Annotated in this window: 19 protein-coding genes; 10 read left to right on the plus strand and 9 right to left on the minus strand. The window is 68.7% G+C overall.

What is annotated here, in order from left to right:
- Positions 1-68: 68 nt before the first annotated feature.
- Positions 69-1,100, minus strand: a complete 1,032-nt coding sequence (locus AB0K11_RS11180; RefSeq protein ID WP_364975891.1) for an LLM class F420-dependent oxidoreductase — start codon at positions 1,098-1,100, stop codon at positions 69-71.
- 52 nt (positions 1,101-1,152) lie between these two features.
- Between AB0K11_RS11180 and AB0K11_RS11185 the strand changes: the two genes are divergently transcribed.
- From AB0K11_RS11185 to AB0K11_RS11215, 7 genes are all read left to right on the plus strand, one after another.
- Positions 1,153-2,145: an OB-fold domain-containing protein gene (locus tag AB0K11_RS11185; RefSeq protein WP_364975894.1), complete on the plus strand. Its 993-nt coding sequence runs from the start codon at positions 1,153-1,155 to the stop codon at positions 2,143-2,145.
- A 14-nt stretch (positions 2,146-2,159) separates the two neighbouring features.
- Positions 2,160-3,224 carry a thiolase domain-containing protein gene (locus tag AB0K11_RS11190; protein ID WP_364975897.1) on the plus strand — a complete coding sequence of 355 codons (1,065 nt, stop codon included), beginning with the start codon at positions 2,160-2,162 and terminating at the stop codon, positions 3,222-3,224.
- A 4-nt stretch (positions 3,225-3,228) separates the two neighbouring features.
- Positions 3,229-4,401 (plus strand): thiolase domain-containing protein, encoded by a 1,173-nt coding sequence (locus AB0K11_RS11195; protein WP_364975899.1) that lies wholly within the window; start codon positions 3,229-3,231, stop codon positions 4,399-4,401.
- 63 nt (positions 4,402-4,464) lie between these two features.
- Entirely contained in the window at positions 4,465-5,643 is a 1,179-nt protein-coding gene (gene ampC / locus AB0K11_RS11200; protein ID WP_364976759.1) for a class C beta-lactamase, read from the plus strand.
- Positions 5,644-5,758: 115 nt separating this feature from the next.
- Entirely contained in the window at positions 5,759-6,934 is a 1,176-nt protein-coding gene (locus AB0K11_RS11205) for a Rieske 2Fe-2S domain-containing protein (RefSeq protein ID WP_364975902.1), read from the plus strand.
- Complete coding sequence (locus AB0K11_RS11210) at positions 6,931-7,392, plus strand: hypothetical protein (RefSeq protein WP_364975905.1); 462 nt, start codon at positions 6,931-6,933, stop codon at positions 7,390-7,392. The genes AB0K11_RS11205 and AB0K11_RS11210 overlap by 4 nt, the downstream gene beginning before the upstream one ends.
- Positions 7,393-7,409: 17 nt before the next feature.
- Complete coding sequence (locus AB0K11_RS11215) at positions 7,410-8,048, plus strand: sensor domain-containing protein (protein WP_364975907.1); 639 nt, start codon at positions 7,410-7,412, stop codon at positions 8,046-8,048.
- Positions 8,049-8,052: 4 nt separating this feature from the next.
- Here the strand turns inward: AB0K11_RS11215 and AB0K11_RS11220 are convergent, their stop codons facing one another.
- From AB0K11_RS11220 to AB0K11_RS11230, 3 genes are all read right to left on the minus strand, one after another.
- A complete protein-coding gene (locus AB0K11_RS11220) occupies positions 8,053-9,198 on the minus strand; it encodes a sulfotransferase (RefSeq protein WP_364975910.1) in 1,146 nt (381 codons plus the stop codon).
- A gap of 75 nt (positions 9,199-9,273) precedes the next feature.
- Complete coding sequence (locus AB0K11_RS11225) at positions 9,274-10,056, minus strand: SDR family oxidoreductase (RefSeq protein ID WP_364975913.1); 783 nt, start codon at positions 10,054-10,056, stop codon at positions 9,274-9,276.
- A 4-nt stretch (positions 10,057-10,060) separates the two neighbouring features.
- Positions 10,061-11,188 (minus strand): hypothetical protein, encoded by a 1,128-nt coding sequence (locus AB0K11_RS11230; protein WP_364975916.1) that lies wholly within the window; start codon positions 11,186-11,188, stop codon positions 10,061-10,063.
- Positions 11,189-11,277: 89 nt separating this feature from the next.
- Between AB0K11_RS11230 and AB0K11_RS11235 the strand changes: the two genes are divergently transcribed.
- On the plus strand, positions 11,278-12,186 hold the full coding sequence (locus AB0K11_RS11235) for a helix-turn-helix domain-containing protein (protein ID WP_364975919.1): 909 nt from the start codon (positions 11,278-11,280) through the stop codon (positions 12,184-12,186).
- Here AB0K11_RS11235 and AB0K11_RS11240 read toward each other — a convergent pair.
- From AB0K11_RS11240 to AB0K11_RS11260, 5 genes are all read right to left on the minus strand, one after another.
- Positions 12,179-14,257, minus strand: a complete 2,079-nt coding sequence (locus AB0K11_RS11240) for a RecQ family ATP-dependent DNA helicase (RefSeq protein ID WP_364975921.1) — start codon at positions 14,255-14,257, stop codon at positions 12,179-12,181. The genes AB0K11_RS11235 and AB0K11_RS11240 overlap by 8 nt on opposite strands.
- A gap of 41 nt (positions 14,258-14,298) precedes the next feature.
- Positions 14,299-14,976 carry a hemolysin III family protein gene (locus AB0K11_RS11245; protein WP_364975924.1) on the minus strand — a complete coding sequence of 226 codons (678 nt, stop codon included), beginning with the start codon at positions 14,974-14,976 and terminating at the stop codon, positions 14,299-14,301.
- A gap of 169 nt (positions 14,977-15,145) precedes the next feature.
- On the minus strand, positions 15,146-16,204 hold the full coding sequence (dmpG, locus tag AB0K11_RS11250; RefSeq protein WP_364975927.1) for a 4-hydroxy-2-oxovalerate aldolase: 1,059 nt from the start codon (positions 16,202-16,204) through the stop codon (positions 15,146-15,148).
- Positions 16,201-17,115: an acetaldehyde dehydrogenase (acetylating) gene (locus AB0K11_RS11255; RefSeq protein WP_364975930.1), complete on the minus strand. Its 915-nt coding sequence runs from the start codon at positions 17,113-17,115 to the stop codon at positions 16,201-16,203. Before AB0K11_RS11255 ends, dmpG begins: the two co-directional genes overlap by 4 nt.
- 15 nt (positions 17,116-17,130) lie before the next feature.
- Positions 17,131-17,916 carry a 2-keto-4-pentenoate hydratase gene (locus tag AB0K11_RS11260; protein ID WP_364975933.1) on the minus strand — a complete coding sequence of 262 codons (786 nt, stop codon included), beginning with the start codon at positions 17,914-17,916 and terminating at the stop codon, positions 17,131-17,133.
- A gap of 73 nt (positions 17,917-17,989) precedes the next feature.
- Here AB0K11_RS11260 and kstD point away from each other — a divergent pair, with 73 nt between their 5' ends.
- The gene (kstD, locus tag AB0K11_RS11265; protein ID WP_364975935.1) at positions 17,990-19,702 is read left to right on the plus strand and encodes a 3-oxosteroid 1-dehydrogenase; all 1,713 of its coding nucleotides are present in this window, start codon (positions 17,990-17,992) and stop codon (positions 19,700-19,702) included.
- Positions 19,702-20,562 (plus strand): MaoC/PaaZ C-terminal domain-containing protein, encoded by an 861-nt coding sequence (locus AB0K11_RS11270; RefSeq protein WP_364975937.1) that lies wholly within the window; start codon positions 19,702-19,704, stop codon positions 20,560-20,562. The genes kstD and AB0K11_RS11270 overlap by 1 nt, the downstream gene beginning before the upstream one ends.
- Positions 20,563-20,591 lie beyond the last annotated feature (29 nt).

Below are 20,591 nucleotides of genomic sequence, written 5' to 3' on the forward strand. Positions count from 1 at the left end.
GACAGGGGTGGTATCGGTCACACGTTGAATCTAGAACGTGTTCTAGACAGCTTGCAAGAAGTGTCTACTCAGACCAGGGCGGCGAGATCGCGGATCTGGTCGGTCGAACGCGCGCCGATGACCATCATCGTGACGCCTGAGGCCTCCCACGCCTTGATCTGCTCCTCGACGAACGCCAGGTCACCGACGATCGCCGAGTCGTCCACCAGCTCGTCGGGGATGGCCTTGGCCGCCTCGTCCTTGCGGTCGGACCGGAACAGCCGCGTGACGTCGTCGACCACCTCGGAGTAACCCATCCGGCGGTAGACGTCGGCGTGGAAGTTGGTGCCCTCGGCGCCCATGCCGCCGACGTACAGCGCCAGATGCGGCTTCATCAGCTCCATCACCGCCGGCCGGTCGTCGGTGACCACCACCTGCGCCGTCGCGCAGATCTCGAAGTCCTCGCGGGAGCGGCGCGCGCCCGGCCGGGCGAAGCCCTCGTCGAGCCACTCGTTGTACATCCCCGCGATGCGCGGCGAGTAGAAGATCGGCAGCCAGCCGTCGCAGATCTCGGCGGCAAGCGCCACGTTCTTCGGCCCCTCGGCGCCCAGCATCACCGGGATGTCGGCACGCAGCGGATGGGTGATCGGCTTGAGGTTCTTGCCCAGTCCGGTGGTGCCCTCGCCGGTCAGCGGCAGCGGGTAGTGCGGGCCGTCGCTGTGCACCGGCGCCTCGCGCGCCCACACCTGACGCAGAATGTCGACGTACTCCCGGGTGCGCGCAAGCGGCTTCGGGAACCGCTGGCCGTACCAGCCCTCCACGACCTGCGGCCCCGAGACGCCCAGACCCAGGATGTGCCGCCCTCCCGACAGGTGGTCGAGGGTCAGGGCCGCCATGGCGCACGCGGTGGGCGTACGCGCCGAGAGCTGGATGACCGACGTGCCCAGCCGCATCCGGGTGGTCTCGCGACCCCACCACGCCAGCGGGGTGTAGGCGTCCGAGCCCCATGCCTCGGCGGTGAACACGGTGTCGAAACCGGCGCCCTCTGCCGCCGCGACGAGTTCCGCGGCGTTCTCCGGCGGCTGTGCGCCCCAGTAGCCGAGCTGCAGTCCCAGTTTCATCAGTGCCACCCTGTTCTTGAAACCATAGTTAGAACCTGTTCTACTCGATGCCGTGACCGCCAGCCAAAGCAGCCCGGCCCTGATCGACCAGCATGAGAAGCCGCTCTCCGCGCCGCTGAGACTGTCTTTCGACTACACCCGTTCAGTCGGACCACTCCTCGGTCAGTTCTTCACCGCACTGCGCTCGCGGCGCATCCTCGGCGTGCGCGGCACCGACGGGCGCGTGCTCGTGCCACCGGCCGAATACGACCCGGTCAGCTACGAACAGCTGACGGAGATCGTACCGGTGGGCGAGGTCGGCACGGTGGTGTCGTGGACGTGGCAGCCGCAGCCGCTGGAGGGCCAGCCGCTGGACCGTCCGTTCGCGTGGGCGCTCATCACGCTGGACGGCGCCGACACCCCGATGTTGCACGCCGTCGACGCCGGGTCGTCCGACGCCATCAGCGCAGGCGCCCGGGTGCGCGTGCACTGGGCCGACGAGCCGGTGGGCGCGATCACCGACATCGCCTACTTCGAGCTCGGCGACGAGGCCGAGCAGCACCCCGACGTCACCGACGAGCGCGAACCGGTGACGGTGCAGGTCTCCCCCAGCAGCATCGAGATCCAGCACACCGCGTCGCTGCCGGAGAGCACGTTCCTGCGGGCGCTGGAGGAGGGCAAGCTGCTCGGCGCCCGCACCGGCAAGGACGGCAAGCTGTATTTCCCGCCGCGCGAGGCGGATCCGGGCACCGGCCGACCCACCACCGAGTTCGTCGAGCTTCCGGACAAGGGCACCGTGACGACGTTCGCGATCATCAACATCCCGTTCGCGGGTCAGCGCATCAAGCCGCCGTACGTGGCGGCCTACGTGCTGCTCGACGGCGCGGACATCCCGTTCCTGCACCTGGTCACCGAGATCGAGGCCGACGAGGTGCGGATGGGGATGCGGGTGCAGGCGGTGTGGAAGCCCCGCGAGGAGTGGGGCCTCGGCATCGACAACATCTCGCACTTCCGGCCGACGGGTGAACCCGACGCCGAGTACGACACCTACAAGCACCACCTCTGAGGGGCGCGCAAACAATGACTGGCTCGAATGATGTTGCAGTGGTGGGCTTCGCGCACGCCCCGCACGTGCGCCGCACCGACGGCACGACCAACGGCGTCGAGATGCTGATGCCGTGTTTCGCCGAGCTCTACGAAGATCTCGGCCTCAAGCAGACCGACATCGGGTTCTGGTGTTCGGGGTCCTCGGATTACCTTGCCGGCCGGGCGTTCTCGTTCATCTCCGCGATCGACTCGATCGGCGCCGTGCCGCCGATCAACGAGTCCCACGTCGAGATGGACGCGGCATGGGCGCTCTACGAGGCCTACATCAAGATCCTCACCGGTGAGGTCGACACCGCGCTGGTGTACGGCTTCGGCAAGTCCAGCGCAGGCGTCCTGCGCCGCGTGCTGGCACTGCAGACCGACCCGTACACCGTCGCGCCACTGTGGCCCGACTCGGTGTCGATGGCCGGCCTGCAGGCCCGCCTCGGGCTCGACGCAGGCAAGTGGACCGCCGAGCAGATGGCCCAGGTGGCGCTCGACTCGTTCGCCGTCGCCGAGCGCACCGACCGCGAGCAGCCCGCCGACAGCATCGACGAACTGCTCGCGCGGCCGTACTTCGCCGACCCGTTGCGCCGCCACGACATCGCGCCGATCTCCGACGGCGCGGCCGCGATCGTGCTGGCCGCCGGCGACCGCGCCCGCGAGCTGCGCGAGAATCCGGCCTGGATCACCGGATTCGAGCACCGCATCGAGACACCGATCCTTGGCGCCCGCGACCTGACGACCTCCCCGTCGACCGCGGCGTCTGCGCAGGCCGCCACGGGTGGCGACGCGGGATCGATCGACGTCGCCGAGCTCTACGCGCCGTTCACCCATCAGCACCTGATCCTCAAAGAGGCGATCGGGCTGAACGGCTCGACGAAGATCAACCCGTCCGGTGGCGCGCTGGCCGCCAATCCGATGTTCTCGGCGGGCCTCGAGCGCATCGGCTTCGCGGCGCGGCACATCTTCGACGGGTCCGCGCAACGGGTACTCGCTCACGCGACGAGTGGCCCTGCATTGCAACAGAATCTGGTCGCAGTCCTGGAAGGCCGGTAACACGATGGGTAAGCAACTCGCTGCGGTGCTGGGCACCGGCCAGACGAAGTACGTCGCCAAGCGCCAGGACGTGTCGATGAACGGGCTCGTCCGTGAGGCGATCGACAGAGCGCTCGCCGACTCGGGATCGACGTTCGACGACATCGACGCCGTGGTGGTCGGCAAGGCGCCGGACTTCTTCGAGGGCGTGATGATGCCCGAGCTGTTCATGGCCGACGCCGTGGGCGCGACGGGCAAGCCACTGATCCGGGTGCACACCGCCGGATCGGTGGGCGGGTCCACCGGTGTGGTCGCCGCGTCGCTGGTGCAGTCCGGCAAGTACCGGCGCGTGCTGACGATGGCCTGGGAGAAGCAGTCGGAGTCGAACGCCATGTGGGCGTTGAGCATTCCGGTGCCGTTCACCAAGCCCGTCGGCGCAGGGGCGGGCGGATATTTCGCACCGCACGTGCGCTCCTACATCCGCCGCTCGGGTGCGCCGACGCACATCGGCGCGATGGTCGCGGTGAAGGACCGCCTCAACGGCGCCAAGAACCCGCTGGCCCACCTGCACCAGCCGGACATCACGCTCGAGAAGGTGATGGCCTCGCAGATGCTGTGGGACCCGATCCGGTTCGACGAGACCTGCCCGTCCTCCGACGGCGCCTGCGCGATGGTGATCGGCAACGAGGAGATCGCGGATCGTCGGGTACAGGAAGGGAATCCGGTCGCCTGGATCCACGCGACCGCGCTGCGCACCGAACCGCTCGCCTATTCGGGTCGCGACCAGGTCAACCCGCAGGCCGGCCGGGACGCCTCGAAGGCACTGTGGAAGGCCGCAGGCATCACCAGCCCGATCGACGAGATCGACGTCGCCGAGGTGTACGTGCCGTTCTCGTGGTTCGAGCCGATGTGGCTGGAGAACCTCGGCTTCGCCCCCGAGGGTGAGGGCTGGAAGCTCACCGAGGCCGGCGAGACCGCGATCGGCGGCCGCATCCCGCTCAACCCGTCGGGCGGTGTGCTGTCGTCCAACCCGATCGGCGCCTCGGGCATGATCCGTTTCGCCGAGGCCGCGATCCAGGTGATGGGCAAGGCGGGCGAGCACCAGGTGCAGGGCGCCCGCAAGGCCCTCGGCCACGCCTACGGCGGCGGCTCGCAGTACTACTCGATGTGGGTCGTCGCGGCCGACAAGCCCGCCTGACGCACGCGGGGCAGCGGCGCGGCCGGTGACGGCTAGGTTGGGGCGGACGCGTCAGGGCGGACGATCGACCCGACCCCGAGGAGAAGCTCCGTGCGAGTGCTCAGGACCCTGCTGGCCGTGGCGCTCCTCGCCGCGGCGGCGCCTGCCGCGCCTGCGGGCGCCGACCCCGCAGCCGTCGCCGCAGCGGTGGACCGCGCCTTCGCTCCGCTGATGGCCGAACACGGGATCCCCGGCATGGTGGTCGCCGTCACCGTCGACGGCCGCAGGCAGTTCTTCACCTACGGCGTCGCGGCACGGGACACCGGGGCGCCGGTCACGCCCGACACGCTGTTCGAGATCGGTTCGGTGAGCAAGACCTTCACCGCCACCCTGGCCGGATACGCGGCCGAAGGTGGCGCCCTGTCGCTCGACGACCACCCGGGCCGGTACCTGTCCGCGCTGCGCGGCGCCGCCATCGACGCCGCCACACTGTCGGACCTCGGCACCTACACCGCGGGGGGACTTCCGCTGCAGTTCCCCGAGACGGTCACCGACGCCACCACGATGACGGAGTACTTCCGGCAGTGGCGCCCGACCGCCCCGCCGGGCCGGATCAGGCAGTACTCGAACGCCAGCGTCGGGCTGCTCGGGCACCTGAGCGCGACGGCGATGGGCCGCGACTTCAGCGAGGTGATGCAGACCGACATCATGCCCGGGCTCGGGTTGCCGCAGAGCTTCGTGCGGGTGCCGCCGCAGGCGCAGAACGCCTACGCCTGGGGGTACGACAAGTCCGACAGACCCGTGCGGGTCAACCCCGGCGTCTTCGACGCCGAGGCCTACGGCGTGAAGTCCACCGCCACGGACATGATCCGGTTCGTCGAGCGCAACATCTCCCCCGACGGCCTCGAGCCCCGGTTGCGCCGGGCCGTCGAGACGACGCACGTCGGCCGCTACCGCGTCGGCCCGATGGTGCAGGGACTGGGCTGGGAACAGTACCCGTACCCGGTCGCCCTCGACCAGCTGCTGGCGGGGAACTCCACCTCGATGGCGATGGACCCCCATCCCGTGGCCGCCCTCACCCCCGAGCAGCCCACCGCGCCGACCCTCTTCAACAAGACCGGGTCCACCGACGGCTTCGGCGCCTACGCCGCCTTCGTGCCGCAGCGCGGCATCGGCGTCGTCATGCTGGCCAACAAGAACTTCCCCATCGCCGCGCGGGTCACCGCCGCGCACGCCGTATTGGCCGCCCTGGACGGCGGGTGAGCAGTTCAGAAGGCCGCCGACCTGGGTATGCCGCAGGTCACGGAGCGATCATTGTGCGAACGCGGGATAAAACTGTAACGTGTTCTAGTTAGAAGCCCAGATCTGGAGGTGCGACGTGGCTACTGATACCGCCGGCGCAGGCGTCCGCGAGATCGACACCGGAGCGCTGCCCGACCGGTACGCCCGCGGATGGCACTGCCTGGGACCCGTCAAGGACTACCTGGACGGCGAACCGCACGGCGTCGAGATCTTCGGCACCATGCTCGTGGTCTTCGCCGACTCCAAGGGCGATGTGAAGATCCTCGACGGGTACTGCAGGCACATGGGCGGCAACCTGTCGCAGGGCACCATCAAGGGTGACGAGGTCGCCTGCCCGTTCCACGACTGGCGCTGGGGCGGCGACGGCAAGTGCAAGCTCGTCCCGTACGCCAAGCGCACCCCGCGGCTGGCCCGCACCCGGGCCTGGCACACCGACGTCCGCGGCGGCCTGCTCTTCGTGTGGCACGACCACGAGGGCAACCCACCGCAACCCGAGGTGCAGATCCCGGAGATCCCGGAGTCCGCCAGCGACGAGTGGACCGACTGGCGGTGGAATTCGATGCTCATCGAGGGCTCCAACTGCCGCGAGATCATCGACAACGTCACCGACATGGCGCACTTCTTCTACATCCACTACGGGCTGCCGACGTACTTCAAGAACGTCTTCGAAGGCCACATCGCGTCGCAGTACCTGCACAACGTGGGCCGTGCGGACATCAACGACATGGGCACCACCTACGGCGAGGCGCACCTGGACTCCGAGGCGTCATACTTCGGCCCGTCCTTCATGATCAACTGGCTGCACAACAACTACGGCGGATTCAAGGCCGAGTCGATCCTGATCAACTGCCACTACCCCGTCAGCCAGGACTCCTTCGTGCTGCAGTGGGGCGTCATCGTCGAGAAGCCCAAGGGCCTGGACGACAAGACCACCGACAAGCTGGCGCGGGTGTTCACCGAAGGCGTCAGCAAGGGCTTCCTGCAGGACGTCGAGATCTGGAAGCACAAGACCCGCATCGACAACCCGCTGCTGGTCGAGGAGGACGGCGCCGTCTACCAGATGCGCCGCTGGTACCAGCAGTTCTACGTCGACGTCGCCGATGTCACACCGGACATGACCGACCGTTTCGAGATCGAGGTCGACACCACGGCCGCGAACGAGAAGTGGCAGGTCGAGGTGGAGGAGAACCTCAAGCGTCAGGAAGCCGATAAGCAGCGCGACGAGGCAAAGGCCGAACAGGCCACGTCATGACCGGCGAGCGCCAGGAGGCACCGGACGTCGACCGGTTGGCCCGGTCGATGCTGCTCCTGCACGGCGCCCATGACGACGAGGACGACCTGCCTGCCGCGCCGAGCCGCGGGTCCTGGTCCAAGGCACCGGACTTCGCCGCCGATCCGCAACGGGCCGAGGCGGTGCGCGAGGCCAGCCTTCGTGATCGCGAGCGCTACCTGACCGCGGGTCTGGTGTCCATCGACTGCCGGTTCTGCCACGTGGCGGTGGACGTGAAGAAGCTCGGACCGGAGCACACCGCGGTGCAGTGGAACTCGGCGGCGTCCCAGCGCTGTGCGTACTTCACCGAGATCCGGGAGTCCGGCGGTCACTCGGCCCGCTCGCGCAGCTGTCCGCGACTGGCCGACAGCATCAAACACGCCGTCGCCGAGGGCTGCCTCGAGGAGGTGTCGTCCGCCCCGTCGCCCGGCGACGGCTGAGCTGCGACACTGATCCCATGCTCAGGACCGCGGCGGCAGGTTTGCTGTGTGTCGCGCTCGGCGGCTGCACCCAGGTGGTGGACGACGCGCGCCCCCGCGCCGTGGTGCCCGTCGCTCCCATCACCGCCGGACAGGTCGGCGGACTGCTGAGCGACAAGACCGCACCGGAGCACGAGTCGAATCTGTTCGTGACGGCCGAACCCGAGAAGTGTGCGGGTCTCGCCCAGGAGGTCGATCCGCCCTTCATCTTCGCCAGGACCCCGGCCGCGCACGACGGCGGCCAGTTCTACGGCGACGCCGCACGCACCGTCTCCGTCCAGCAGATGGCCGCGGTCTACCGTGCCGACTTCGACACCGCCGCAGCCGTCGACACGGTGCGACGCGCCATCGACTCCTGCCGCGACGACACCCTGGCGGTGACGACCATGGAGGGCAAGACGATCGACTTCCGCCTGCTGCCGCCGCGGGATTCGGGTTCGCCTCAGATCGTGCTGTGGTCCATCACCGGCGGGTGGTCGTGTGACAACGCGTTCGTCGCCGCGCACAACGCGGCGATCGAGCTCACCGCGTGCGCCCAGAAGAACGGCTTCGACGTGCTGTCCGTCGCGCGGGAAGCGTTGCAGCGCATCAACACCCTGGCCGACATGACGGTGTGACCGTCTAGAGGCCTGCGAAGCGCTCCTTGACGATGTCGTCGGTCAGCCCGTAGTCGGCAAGGGAGTAGGTGTGCTTGGGCGCGCGCGGCCCCTTCTTGCTCTCGGCGTGACTCTGCTCCATCGCGCCGCGCGCGGCGTCGGTGTACGGCAGGCCGAAGTGCCGGTAGATGCGCTCCACCTCCGCGACCGGGTCGGCGATGAAGTCGAAGTAGTCCATGTCGTAGAACTGCGACGAGTCATGTTGCGCACGAACGGTGTTGAATCTCTCGAGGCCGCGTGACCAGGTCTCCAGCGAATCGGCGCCGATCTGCTCGCCGACGAAACGGTGCGACCAGCCCTCGGTGGTGTGCTGGGCCAGCGAGCACATCGAGGCCATCAGCGTCTCCGGCGGCCGGTGGCACTGGATGACGAGCGCATCGGGATAGGTGGCGAACAACGCGTCGAGCGCGAACAGGTGGCTCGGGTTCTTGAGCACCCAGCGCTTCTCGGCGTCGTTGAGGCCGATCAGCTGCAGATTGCGCCGGTGCCGCTGGTACGGCTTCGTCCAGTCCTGACGCGCCAGCCACTGCGAGTACGTCGGGACGTGCGCGAGGGTCTCGTAGGACACCGAGTGCAGCGACTGGCGCAGCAGCTGCCAGCACTCCTCGACCTCGTCGGCGGTCATGTAGTGCAGCCCGGTGTAGTCGGGGTTCTCCTCGTGGGCCTTGGTGAACTGGGCGTCGAGTTGCTGGAAGACGGGATTGTCCGCCCACGATTCGCGCGGCGGACGCGGCTGCGGGAACTCGGCCAGCCACAGCTCGAGGCCCTGGTGCCCCGGGTCGGCGGACAGCAGCCGGTGCAGGGCGGTGGTGCCGGTGCGGGGCAGTCCGGTCACGAAGATCGGCCGTTCGATGGCGACGTCGGCGTGCTCGGGATACTGCTTCCACGCCGCCTCCGAGACCAACCGCGCCACCAGCGCGTTGCGCACGAAGAAGCGCTGCATCTTGCTGCCGAACTCGGTGAGGTCGGCGTCGCGCTGGAAGGCCTCGAGCAGCACGCCGAGTGCCTCGCGGTAGTTGTCGTCGTCGGAGCCGAAATCGTCGAGGCCGCAGGCCTTGGTGGCCGACGCGTGCAGATCCTCGACGGTGCCGACATCGGTGCGTGTGCTCATGTCTCGACTCTCGCTCGCTCCGGTCCTCGCTCGTACCTCGCTGCGATCCTCACTCGCGTTCGCCTTCGTGGAAGCTCACGCCTTGTACTCCCCGCAGTTGACGTCGAGTGCCTGTCCGGTGATCCCGCTGGACAGGTCGCTGGCCATGAACAGGATCGCCGAGGCGACCTCGTTCTCGGTGGGCAGCCGCTTCAGGTCGGACGCAGCCGCGGTGGCCTTGTAGATCTCGTCGACGGTGGTGCCGTACTTTCCGGCCTGGTGGGTGAAGTAGCTCTCCAGGGTGCCGCCCCAGATATAGCCGGGCAGCACCGAATTCACCCGGATGCCCTGCTCGCCCAGTTCGGTGGACAGCGACTGTGACATCGCCAGCAGCGCGGACTTGGCCATCTTGTAGGCGCCGTACTTGGCCTGGGAGTGCCGCACCACCATCGAATTGACGTTGACCACTGATCCGTTCGCCTCGGCCAGCGCCGGCGTGAAGCCCTGGATCAGCCGCAGCGCACCGAAGACCGTGAGTTCGATCGCGTCGCGCATGTGCTCGAAGGTGGTGTTGGCCAACGGCTTCATCGACGGGACGCGGAACGCGTTGTTGATGAGCACGTCCACCCGGCCGTAGGCCTCGAGCGTCTTCTCGACCAGGTTGGCCACCTGGGCATCGTCGGTGATGTCGGTGCCGACCGACACCGCGCGCCGGCCCAGGCCGGTGATCTGCCCGGCGACGTCGTCCAGCCGTTCCACGGTGCGCGCCGCCAGTACCAGGTCGGCGCCGTTCTCGGCGCAGCGGCGGGCCAGCGTCGTCCCCAGCGCGGGTCCGACACCGCTGATCACGACCACCTTGCCGTCGAGCAGTCCGGTCATCGGCTCAGCCCACCATTCTGTTCTGGATCTGCTTCTGTCGCAGCGCGATACGGTCGCGCCAGTCGTCCTCGGAGATCTTGTTCGAGTCGTGATGGGGCAACGCGTCGGCCACCTTGTCCACGTCCACGATCTCCACCGTCGGGCCGTCGGCCTCGGTCAGTTCGCGCGACAGCCGCTGCCACCGGAACTGCAGGTACCCCTTGCGGTGGCCGAGCGTCTCACACCAGTTCGTCACACCCGGGTTGGCGTCGGCGACGACGATGCGGATCTTGCCGTCCGGATCGGCCTGCGCCTGTGTGCCGTTGAGCGACGTCTGGTGGTTGATGTAGTCCAGCGAGATGTACCACAGGCTGCCGAGTTGGAAGCCGAGGTACGGCGCGTCGGTGACCGGCAGCGTGATGACCATGGCCTGGTGCGGCGCCAGGTCGAAGCGACCCACCGACGAGTACTGCGTGGCCAGGCCGCCGGGTGTGAGCCGGGGCGCGACCATCGTGTTCACCGGCAGGTTGTCGTAGAACCACTGCGGGAACTGCAGCCAGGTCTTGACCCGCTGGACGAGTTGCTTGCCCGCCACGGCGTAGCGCTTCTCGATGAGTTCCTTGGTGAGCGGCCGCGGCGCGGTGCCCGCGGTGTCGGTGCGTGCGACGTTGACGTAGCCGCGCTGCGCCGACCAGTCGTTGTAGACCTCACGGATCAGCAACTGCGACGGGCTGTTCGGCGTCACCCGCCACTCGAAGGTGCCGTCGTCGGCGATCTCGAGTTCGCGGTCGTCGAATGCGGCCTGGCTGGCGGGCACGTTGTCGTCGGTGTAGTCGCCGCCCAGCATCTGGAAACTCAGGTCGGTGGTGGTGCCGCGCTTGCCGGTGACGACGTACTCGTGGCCCGGGTGCACCCGGGTGCCGAAGTACAGGGTGTCCGGGTTGTCCAGCCCCATCTTCGTGAAGGGGCCGGTGCCGGACTGCAGGAACGGATGGTCACGGTCGTAGTCGAAGGCCAGATGCGTGCAGGCGGCGATCCCGCCGGCGAGGTACTGCAGACCTTCGAGCAGATCGGCTTCGGATTCGATGAACGGCGCTTCGGTGACGAGGCGCTCGGCCTCGGCGATCGCCTCGGCGAAGGGTGTGGAGTACACGCCTTGAAACTAGAACGCGTTCTAGTGCCAGTCAATGGCCGTGACCCGATCCGTGGTTCATATTTGGAACGTCAAGGTACATTTCTGACATGTCCACGGCTCGCACGTCGCCACCCACCGAACGCGTGGTCGCCGTGCTCGACTACCTCGCCGGCCACCCGCGGGGCAGGTTCGGCCTGTCCGACCTGGCGAGGCGCCTGCAGCTGAGCAAGCCGACGTGCCTCGGCATCGTCACCACCCTGACGTCGGCGGGCTACCTCGTGCGCGACGCGAAGGACAAGACCTATCGGCTGGGCCCCGCGCTCATCGCGCTCGGGCACACGGCTCAGGAGTCGCTTCGGGTCAACCCCGCCGCGCGCGCCGAACTGCGTCGGCTCTCGGCGGCCTACGCGGCGACGGCCGCGCTGTCGGCGGTCGTGCAGGACCGCATCACGGTCCTGGACCTGGTGTCGCCACCGGAGGTGGCGGCCCCGGTGCACGTGGGCCAGAGCTATCCGTTCGCCCCTCCCGTCGGGTTGATGTTCGTGCTCTGGGACGACGACGCCGTGCGGACCTGGCTGGCCAAGGAGCCGACGGTGCCGCTGCGCACGGACGACGACCGGCTGCAACGGGTGATCGCCGAGTGCCGGGCCGACGGCTACCTGGTGGAGCGCCAGACCGCGGCCGGACAGCGGCTCTACGCTTTGACCGCAGGCATACCCAGCACACTCCCGCACGAGTTGCGGGCGCTGCTCGGCGAGATGGTGTCCGACATCGGCGAGCGCGTCTACCTGCGGAGTGAATCCGCAGGAGACGGGCGGCAACGTCACGACGTCAGCGTGATCTCCGCCCCGGTGTACGACCACCATCAGCGCCAGGCCATGGTCGTCTCCCTGCACGTCGGCCGGTCACTGAGCGCCGCCGAGATCATCAGGCGGGCGCGCAGGCTGATGTCGTCCGCCGACGCCCTGACCGCTCAACTGGGCGGCGAGAAGCCACCCTGGCCGGCGGTCAGCTGACCGCGGCCATCGCGAACGGCAGCACGGCAGCCGCTCCCCCGTCCCGCACCACCCGGGCGGCCATCGTCAGGGTCCAGCCGGTATCGGTGAGGTCGTCGACCAACAGCACCGGCCCGCCCACCGCCGACACATCCGGCGTCTCCCAAGAATCATGCAGCGCCGCAACGCGATAAGCCGAGTTCGCGGCGGCCACCTGGCGACGGCCGGGGCGGTACCGCAGCGTGCCGAGATTCTCCAGACGGCCCAGTTCGGCGAGCCGGCCGGCGAGCGACCCGATCAGCCGCGGCCGGGCCACCGAATCCATGGCCAGCACGGCGACGGGGCGGGTCTGCCACTCCCACGCGGCGAGCACGTCGACCGCCGCGCGCACGACGTCGTCGCTCACCTCGTCGTCCGGCGCGTCGAGCACCGCGCGCAGCCGGGCGCCCCAGCCGAGGTCGGTGAGCCTGCCGATCACCCGTCCCGGTGCGGGTCCGTCGGCGATGCGGCCCGTCAGCGACACGCCGAGTTTGGCCAGCCCCGACGGCCACTGCTTGCGCGGGGTGATCTCCACGCCCGGCCGCAGCAGCCGTTGCCGGGTGGCCTGGGCGGTCGCGTCGTCGACGCCGGCGTCGTGGCGACTGCCCGCGCAGTTGTCGCACCGGCCGCAGCGCTCGCCGTCGGCCAGCTCCGGATCGTCGAGCTGGCGACGCAGGAACGTCATCCGGCACTCGTCGGTCGACTGGTACTCGAGCATCGCCTGCTGCTCACGCCGGCGCGCCGCGTCGAGGTTGCGGTACCGCTCCTCGTCGTAGGTCCACGGTGCGCCCGTGCCGACCCAGCCGCCCTTGACCCGCCGGACGGCCCCGTCGACGTCGAGCACCTTCAGCACCATCTCCAGCCGCGCGCGATTCAGATCGACGAGCGGTTCGAGCGCGGGTGTGGACTGGGGACGGTCGGGCTCGAGTGCGCGCAACACGTCACGCACCATCGCCTCCGACGGGAACGCCACCGACGCGAAGTAGCGCCACACGTCCTGGTCCTCCCGGCCGGGCAGCAGGATCACCTCGGCCTCCGCCGTCGACCGGCCCGCGCGGCCGACCTGCTGGTAATACGCGATCGGCGACGACGGCGCGCCCAGGTGCACGACGAAGCCCAGATCCGGTTTGTCGAAGCCCATGCCCAGCGCCGACGTGGCGATCAAGGCCTTTACCTCGTTGGCGAGCAGGTCTGCCTCGAGCTGTTCGCGCTCGGCGGCCTCGGTGGCACCGGTGTACGCGGCGACCGGGTGACCGTGCTCCCGCAGCAGGGCCGCCACGTCGTGCGCCTGTGCGACGGTCAGCGTGTAGACGATGCCCGACCCGGGCAGCGAGCCGAGGTGCGCGGCGATCCACGCCGCGCGCTGGGCGGGATTGCCCGCATGCACCACCGACAGCCGCAGCGACTCCCGGTCGAGGCCGCCGCGCAGCACCACGGTGTCCCGGCCGCCCACGCCCAACTGGCTCGCCACATCGTCGACGACCCGGTCGTTGGCGGTCGCGGTGGTGGCGAGCACCGGGATGTCGGCGCCGAGGTCGGCGATCAGGGTGCGGATCCGGCGGTAGTCGGGCCGGAAGTCGTGGCCCCAGTCCGACACGCAGTGCGCTTCGTCGACGACCACGAGACCGGCGTCGCGGGCCAGTGCGGGCAGCACCTGGTCGCGGAAGTCGGGATTGTTCAGCCGTTCCGGGCTGACCAGCAGCACGTCGAGGTCACCGCCGGCCACCCGGGCGTGGATGTCGTCCCAGTCGGTGACGTTGCTCGAGTTGATCGTCGCGGCCCGCACCCCGGCGCGCTCGGCGGCGGCCACCTGGTTGCGCATCAGCGCCAGCAGCGGCGACACGATCACCGTGGGGCCGTGCCCGGCAGCGCGCAGCAGCTTCGCGGCGATGAAGTACACCGCGGACTTGCCCCACCCGGTGCGCTGCACCACGAGCGCCTGACGCCGGTGCACGACGAGTGCCTCGATCGCCCGCCACTGGTCGTCACGCAGAATGGCGTGCGGTCCTGCCAGCTGTTCGAGAAGGGCCTGTGCCTCGGTCCGCGTCGCCATGCCGCCATCGTGCCCGGCCGCGGTGACAGGCGGACGGGCAGCTAGTCGATGACGAGCCAGATGGCGGCGAAATGGCAGAGTGCCGCGACCGCGGTGAACGCGTGGAAGACCTCGTGGTGCCCGAACGTGGTCGGCCACGGATTCGGCCAGCGCATGCCGTAGCAGACGGCGCCGATGTTGTAGAGCACCGCGCCGGCGATCAGCAGTGCGACGACCGTCAGGCCGGCACCGAGCAGCAGCGTCTCGGCGAACCAGATCGCCGCCCAGCCGAAGGCCAGGTACAGGCTGACGCCGATCCACCGAGGGCCGGACGGCCAGGCCATCTTGAACAGCACGCCGGCCGCGGCGCCGGTCCACACGACCACCAGCACCTCGGTCCCGATCGACGGCGGCATGGCCAGCAGTGCGAGCGGTGTGTAGGTGCCTGCGATGAACACGAAGATCACCGAATGGTCGACGCGCATCATCCACTTCTGGGTGACCGGCGAGGTCCACCGCATCCGGTGGTACACCGCACTGACGCTGAACATCGTGATGATCGCGGCAACGTAGACCAGCGCGGCCCAGCCGGCCTCTGCCGGCCGGTCACCGGTCCACGCGACCCCGATCAGCGCCGCGCCGCCGAGCACGGCGACGAACGCGGCGACCACGTGGATCCAGCCGCGGGCACGGGGTGCGAGGAACACATCGCTGACCGGACCGCCAACGGGCTCCGGCATCTGAAGCGTTCCAGTCACCACAGATCGATCGTTCAGGGCGTCTCCGATGTCACAGTAAGCCGAGTGTGCTCACGGCAACCATCGCAGGTGCGACAGCGATGCACACCATACCCGCAAACGACTACGCGTCAGAACCGGACAGGCTGTGATGTCACAATCGAGACATCTCTCAGCCCACCTCGGCGGCGGCGTCCTGCTCACGCTTGATCTCCAGCGCGATATCGATGAGCTGGTCCTCCTGCCCGCCGATCAGCTTGCGCTGACCCGCGCGGTGCAGCAACTTGTGCGCGGGCACCCCGTAGCGCTCGGACTGGCGAATGGCGTGCTTGAGGAAACTGGAGTAAACGCCCGAGTAGCCCATGATCAACGCGTTGCGGTCCAGCAGGCATTCGGCGGGCATGGCAGGCGCGACGACCTCCTCGGCCGCGTCGGCGATGTCGAAGAAGTCGATGCCGGTCTTCACACCGATCTTGTCGAACACCCCGATCAGGGCCTCGACCGGAGCGTTGCCCGCACCGGCGCCGAACCGGCGGCAGGAGCCGTCGATCTGCTTGGCGCCCGCCCGTACCGCCTCGATCGAATTGGCGACGCCCAGCCCGAGGTTCTCGTGGCCATGAAAACCGACCTGGGCGTCGTCACCGAGTTCGGCGACCAGCGCGGCCACCCGGTCACGCACACCCTCGAGCACCAGCGCCCCGGCCGAGTCGACCACGTAGACGCACTGACATCCCGCGTCGGCCATGATGCGCGCCTGTGCGGCCAGCTTCTCCGGCGGAATGGTGTGGCTCATCATCAGGAACCCCACGGTCTCCAACCCGAGTTCGCGGGCCAGCCCGAAGTGCTGGATCGAGACGTCGGCCTCGGTGCAGTGGGTGGCGATGCGGCAGATCGACCCGCCGTTGTTCTGCGCGGCCTTGATGTCCTCCTTGGTGCCAACCCCGGGCAGCATCAGGAACGCGATCTTGGAGTTGGTGGCCGTCTCGGCGGCCAGCTTGATCAGCTCCTGCTCGGGGGTCTTGGAGAACCCGTAGTTGAAGCTCGACCCGCCCAGCCCGTCGCCGTGGGTCACCTCGATGACAGGAACGCCGGCACTGTCGAGCGCGGCGACGATCGCGCCGACCTCGTCGGTGGTGAACTGATGGCGCTTGTGGTGGCTGCCGTCCCGCAACGAGGTGTCCGTCATCCGGATGTCCCACATCGGGTCGAAATAGATCTCGTCGGTACTCATGCCTGCGCTCCCGTGGTGGAAAGACTTTCCTTCGCGATCTCCTCGCCGACCTTGGTGGCCGCGGCGGTCATGATGTCGAGATTCCCGGCATAGGGCGGCAGGTAGTCACCCGCACCCTCCACTTCGATGAACGTCGTCACCACCGCCTGCCCGCCGGAGTTCATCGACGGGTCGTCGAACTGCGGCTCGTTGAGCAAGCGGTAGCCCGGCACGTAGGTCTGCACCTCGGCCACCACGTCTCGGATCGACTGCGCTATCGCGTCGCGGTCGGCGTCCTCGGGGATGGCGCAGAAGATGGTGTCGCGCATGATCATCGGCGGATCGGCCGGATTGAGGATGATGATCGCCTTGCCCCGCCTGGCGCCGCCGATGTGCTGCACCCCGGCGCTCGTGGTCTTGGTGAACTCGTCGATGTTGGCGCGTGTCCCCGGCCCGGCCGACGCCGACGACACCGACGCCACGATCTCCCCGTAGGGCACCTCCACCACGCGCGACACCGCATGCACGATCGGGATGGTCGCCTGCCCACCGCAGGTCACCATGTTGACGTTCGGCGCGTCCAGATGCTCGCGCAGATTCGCCGGCGGGATCACCCCCGGCCCGACCGCGGCCGGCGTCAGGTCGATTGCGCGGATACCCGCCTCGGCGTAGCGCGGGGCGGCGTCGCGGTGCACGTAGGCGCTGGTGGCCTCGAACACCATGTCCGGCTTCTCATCCCGCGCCAGCAGCCAGTCCACCCCTTCGTGGGTCGTCTCCAGACCCAACTTGCGCGCCCGCGCCAGACCCTCGGACTCCGGATCGATCCCCACCATCCACCGCGGCTCCAGCACATCCGACCGCAGCAGCTTGTACAGCAGATCGGTACTGATGTTGCCCGACCCGACGATCGCGACTTGCAGCTTCTGCGGCATTGCTTCTCCCCTGGCTTATTCGAAACTCAGCTTGACTGAACCTAACCCGGCGAAGTCGGCGACGAAATGGCTGCCGGGTGGTGCATCTATCGCACGTGTGCACGAGCCCGGCAGCACGATGTCGCCCGCCTTCAACCGGACCCCGAAGCTCTCGACCTTGCGGGCCAGCCACGCCACCGCGGTGACCGGATTGCCGAGCACCGCGTCGCTGCGCCCCTCGGCCACGACCTCGCCGTTGTTGGTCAGCACCGCGTCGATGGCCTTGATGTCGATGTCCTTCGGCGACACCCGGGCCTCGCCGAGCACCCAACCCGCCGACGACGCGTTGTCGGCGATGGTGTCGCACAACTTGATCTTCCAGTCGGTGATCCGGGTGTCGATGAGTTCGATCGCCGGCGCGAACGCCGCCGTCGCGGCGAGCACGTCCTCCTCGGTGCAGTTCGCCCCGGGCAGGTCGTCGGCGAGGATGAAGCCGACCTCCACCTCGACCCGCGGATAGAGATACCGCGCGGCCTGGACAGGGACGTCTTCGTAGACCTGCATCTCGTCGAGCAGGTGGCCGTAGTCGGGTTCGTCGACGCCCATCATCTTCTGCATGGCCTCCGACGACAGGCCGACCTTGTGGCCGATCACGCGGGCTCCCTCGGCGACCCGCTGACGGATGTTGATGAGCTGGATCTCGTAGGCATCGACCACGTCGATGTCGGATTCGCGGGCGGTCAGCGGCGTGATCGGAACGCGGCTTCGTTCGGCCTGCGCCAGGTCGGCGGCGAGCCAGTCACGCACCTCGGCAGAGAGCATCTACCTGAATTCCCCTCGTTTCGTCGACCGGCGCAGTTGTGGGTCGGCCGGGCGATTCTATAACGTGTTCTACATGACCGGACAGGAGTACGACGTCGTCGTGGTGGGGAGCGGCGCAGCCGGCATGGTCGCCGCCCTCACCGCCGCTCACCAGGGCCTTTCCACAGTAGTCGTTGAGAAGGCCGCGCACTACGGTGGTTCCACTGCGCGGTCAGGTGGCGGCGTCTGGATCCCGAACAACGAGATCCTCAAGCGTGACGGCGTCAAGGACAGCCCAGATGCGGCCCGCCAGTACCTGCACGCCATCATCGGCGACGTGGTGCCCGCCGAGCGGATCGACACCTATCTGGACCGGGCGCCGGAGATGTTGTCGTTCGTGCTGAAGCACTCCCCGCTGAAGCTGTGCTGGGTGCCGGGCTACTCGGACTACTACCCGGAGGCACCCGGCGGCAAGCCCACCGGTCGCTCCGTGGAGCCCAAGCCGTTCGACGCCAAGAAGCTCGGCGCCGACCTCGACGGCCTCGAGCCGCCGTACGGCAAGGTGCCGATGAACATGGTCGTCATGCAGCAGGACTACGTCCGGCTCAACCAGCTCAAGCGCCACCCGCGTGGCGTGCTCCGCAGTCTGAAGGTGGGCATGCGGGCGACCTGGGCGAAGGCGACCGGCAAGAACCTCGTCGGCATGGGCCGCGCGTTGATCGCCCCCCTGCGCATCGGGCTGCAGCAGGCCGGAGTACCGGTGCGGCTCAACACCGCCCTGACCGACCTCTACGTCGAGGACGGGGTGGTGCGCGGCGTCTACGTTGTCGATGCGCGCGATTCCGCAAGCGCCGAGCCCGAGCTCATCCGGGTGCGCCGCGGAGTGATCCTCGGCAGCGGCGGGTTCGAACACAACGAGCAGATGCGGGTGAAGTACCAGCGCGCGCCGATCAGTACCGAGTGGACCGTCGGCGCGAAGGCGAACACCGGCGACGGCATCGTCGCGGCCGAGAAGCTGGGCGCCGCCCTCGACGTGATGGAGGACGCCTGGTGGGGGCCGACCGTCCCGCTGGTCGGCGCGCCGTGGTTCGCGCTGTCGGAACGCAACTCCCCCGGTTCGATCATCGTCAACATGTCGGGCAAGCGGTTCATGAACGAATCGATGCCGTATGTCGAGGCGTGCCACCACATGTACGGCGGCGTGTACGGCCAGGGCGCAGGACCGGGCGAGAACATCCCGGCCTGGCTGGTGTTCGACCAGCAGTACCGTGACCGCTACATCTTCGCGGGATTGCAGCCCGGACAGCGGATTCCGAAGAGGTGGCTGGAGTCGCGCGTGATCGTCAAGGCCGACACACTGGCCGAGCTGGCAGCCGAGACCGGGGTGCCCGCCGACGCGCTGGAGGCCACGATCGCGCGGTTCAACGGCTTCGCCCGCGCCGGGGTCGACGAGGACTTCCACCGCGGCGAGAGCGCCTACGACCGCTACTACGGAGACCCGACCAACAAGCCGAACCCGAACCTCGGCGAGATCAGCCACGGCCCGTACTACGCGGCCAAGATGGTGCCCGGCGATCTCGGCACCAAGGGCGGTATCCGCACCGACGTGCACGGCCGCGCGCTGCGCGACGACGGCTCGGTGATCGAAGGGCTCTATGCCGCGGGCAACGTCAGCGCCCCGGTGATGGGCCACACCTACCCCGGGCCCGGCGGGACGATCGGTCCGGCCATGGCCTTCGGCTATCTCGCGGCCCTGCACCTTGCCGGAGTCGAGCAGCCGGCGACGTCCAGCAGGGGCGGGAACTGATGCCGATCAATCTCGACGAGGCACTCGGGGCCGAGCTCGAGCCCGACGAGTTCTCCTGGAGCAGCAGCGATGTGCAGCTGTACCACCTCGGCCTCGGCGCAGGCGGCGACCCGATGGACCCGCGCGAACTGCGCTACCTGATCGACGACACCCCGCAGGTGCTCCCGACGTTCGGCAACGTCGCCCAGAGTTTCCACATGACCAAGCCCCCGACGGTGCAGTTCCCGGGCATCGACATCGAGCTGTCCAAGGTGCTGCACGCCAGCGAGGCGATCTCGGCGCCGGGACCGATCCCGGCGAGCGGCACCGGTGTGGCAGTCACTCGGTTCACCGACATCTGGGACAAGGGCAAGGCCGCGGTGATCTGGTCGGAGACCACCGTCACCGCACCCGACGGCACGCTGCTGTGGACGCAGAAGCGGTCGATCTTCGCGCGGGGCGAGGGCGGCTTCGGCGGAGAGCGCGGTCCGTCGACCAGCATTGCGCCGCCAGAGCGGGCACCCGACTTCGAGTTGTCGATCCCGGTACTGCCTCAGCAGGCGCTGCTGTACCGGCTCTGCGGCGATCGCAACCCGCTGCATTCCGACCCCGGATTCGCTTCGGCCGCAGGGTTTCCGAAGCCGATTCTGCACGGGCTGTGCACCTACGGCATGACGTGCAAGGCGATCACCGACCGGGTGCTCGACGGCGACGCCGCGGCCGTGGACACCTACGGCGCGCGCTTCGCCGGCGTGGTGTTCCCCGGTGAGACGCTGAAGGCGAACGTCTGGAAGGACGACGGACGCTACGTCGCGACGGTCGTCGCGCCCGGCCGCGAGGACGCCGCGGTGCTCACCGGGGTGGAGCTGATCCCGAAGTAGCGCCGCCCACGCCCGCCGTAGCATGGTCG

Source organism: Mycobacterium sp. NPDC050551, assembly GCF_040674075.1.
Taxonomy (GTDB): domain Bacteria; phylum Actinomycetota; class Actinomycetes; order Mycobacteriales; family Mycobacteriaceae; genus Mycobacterium.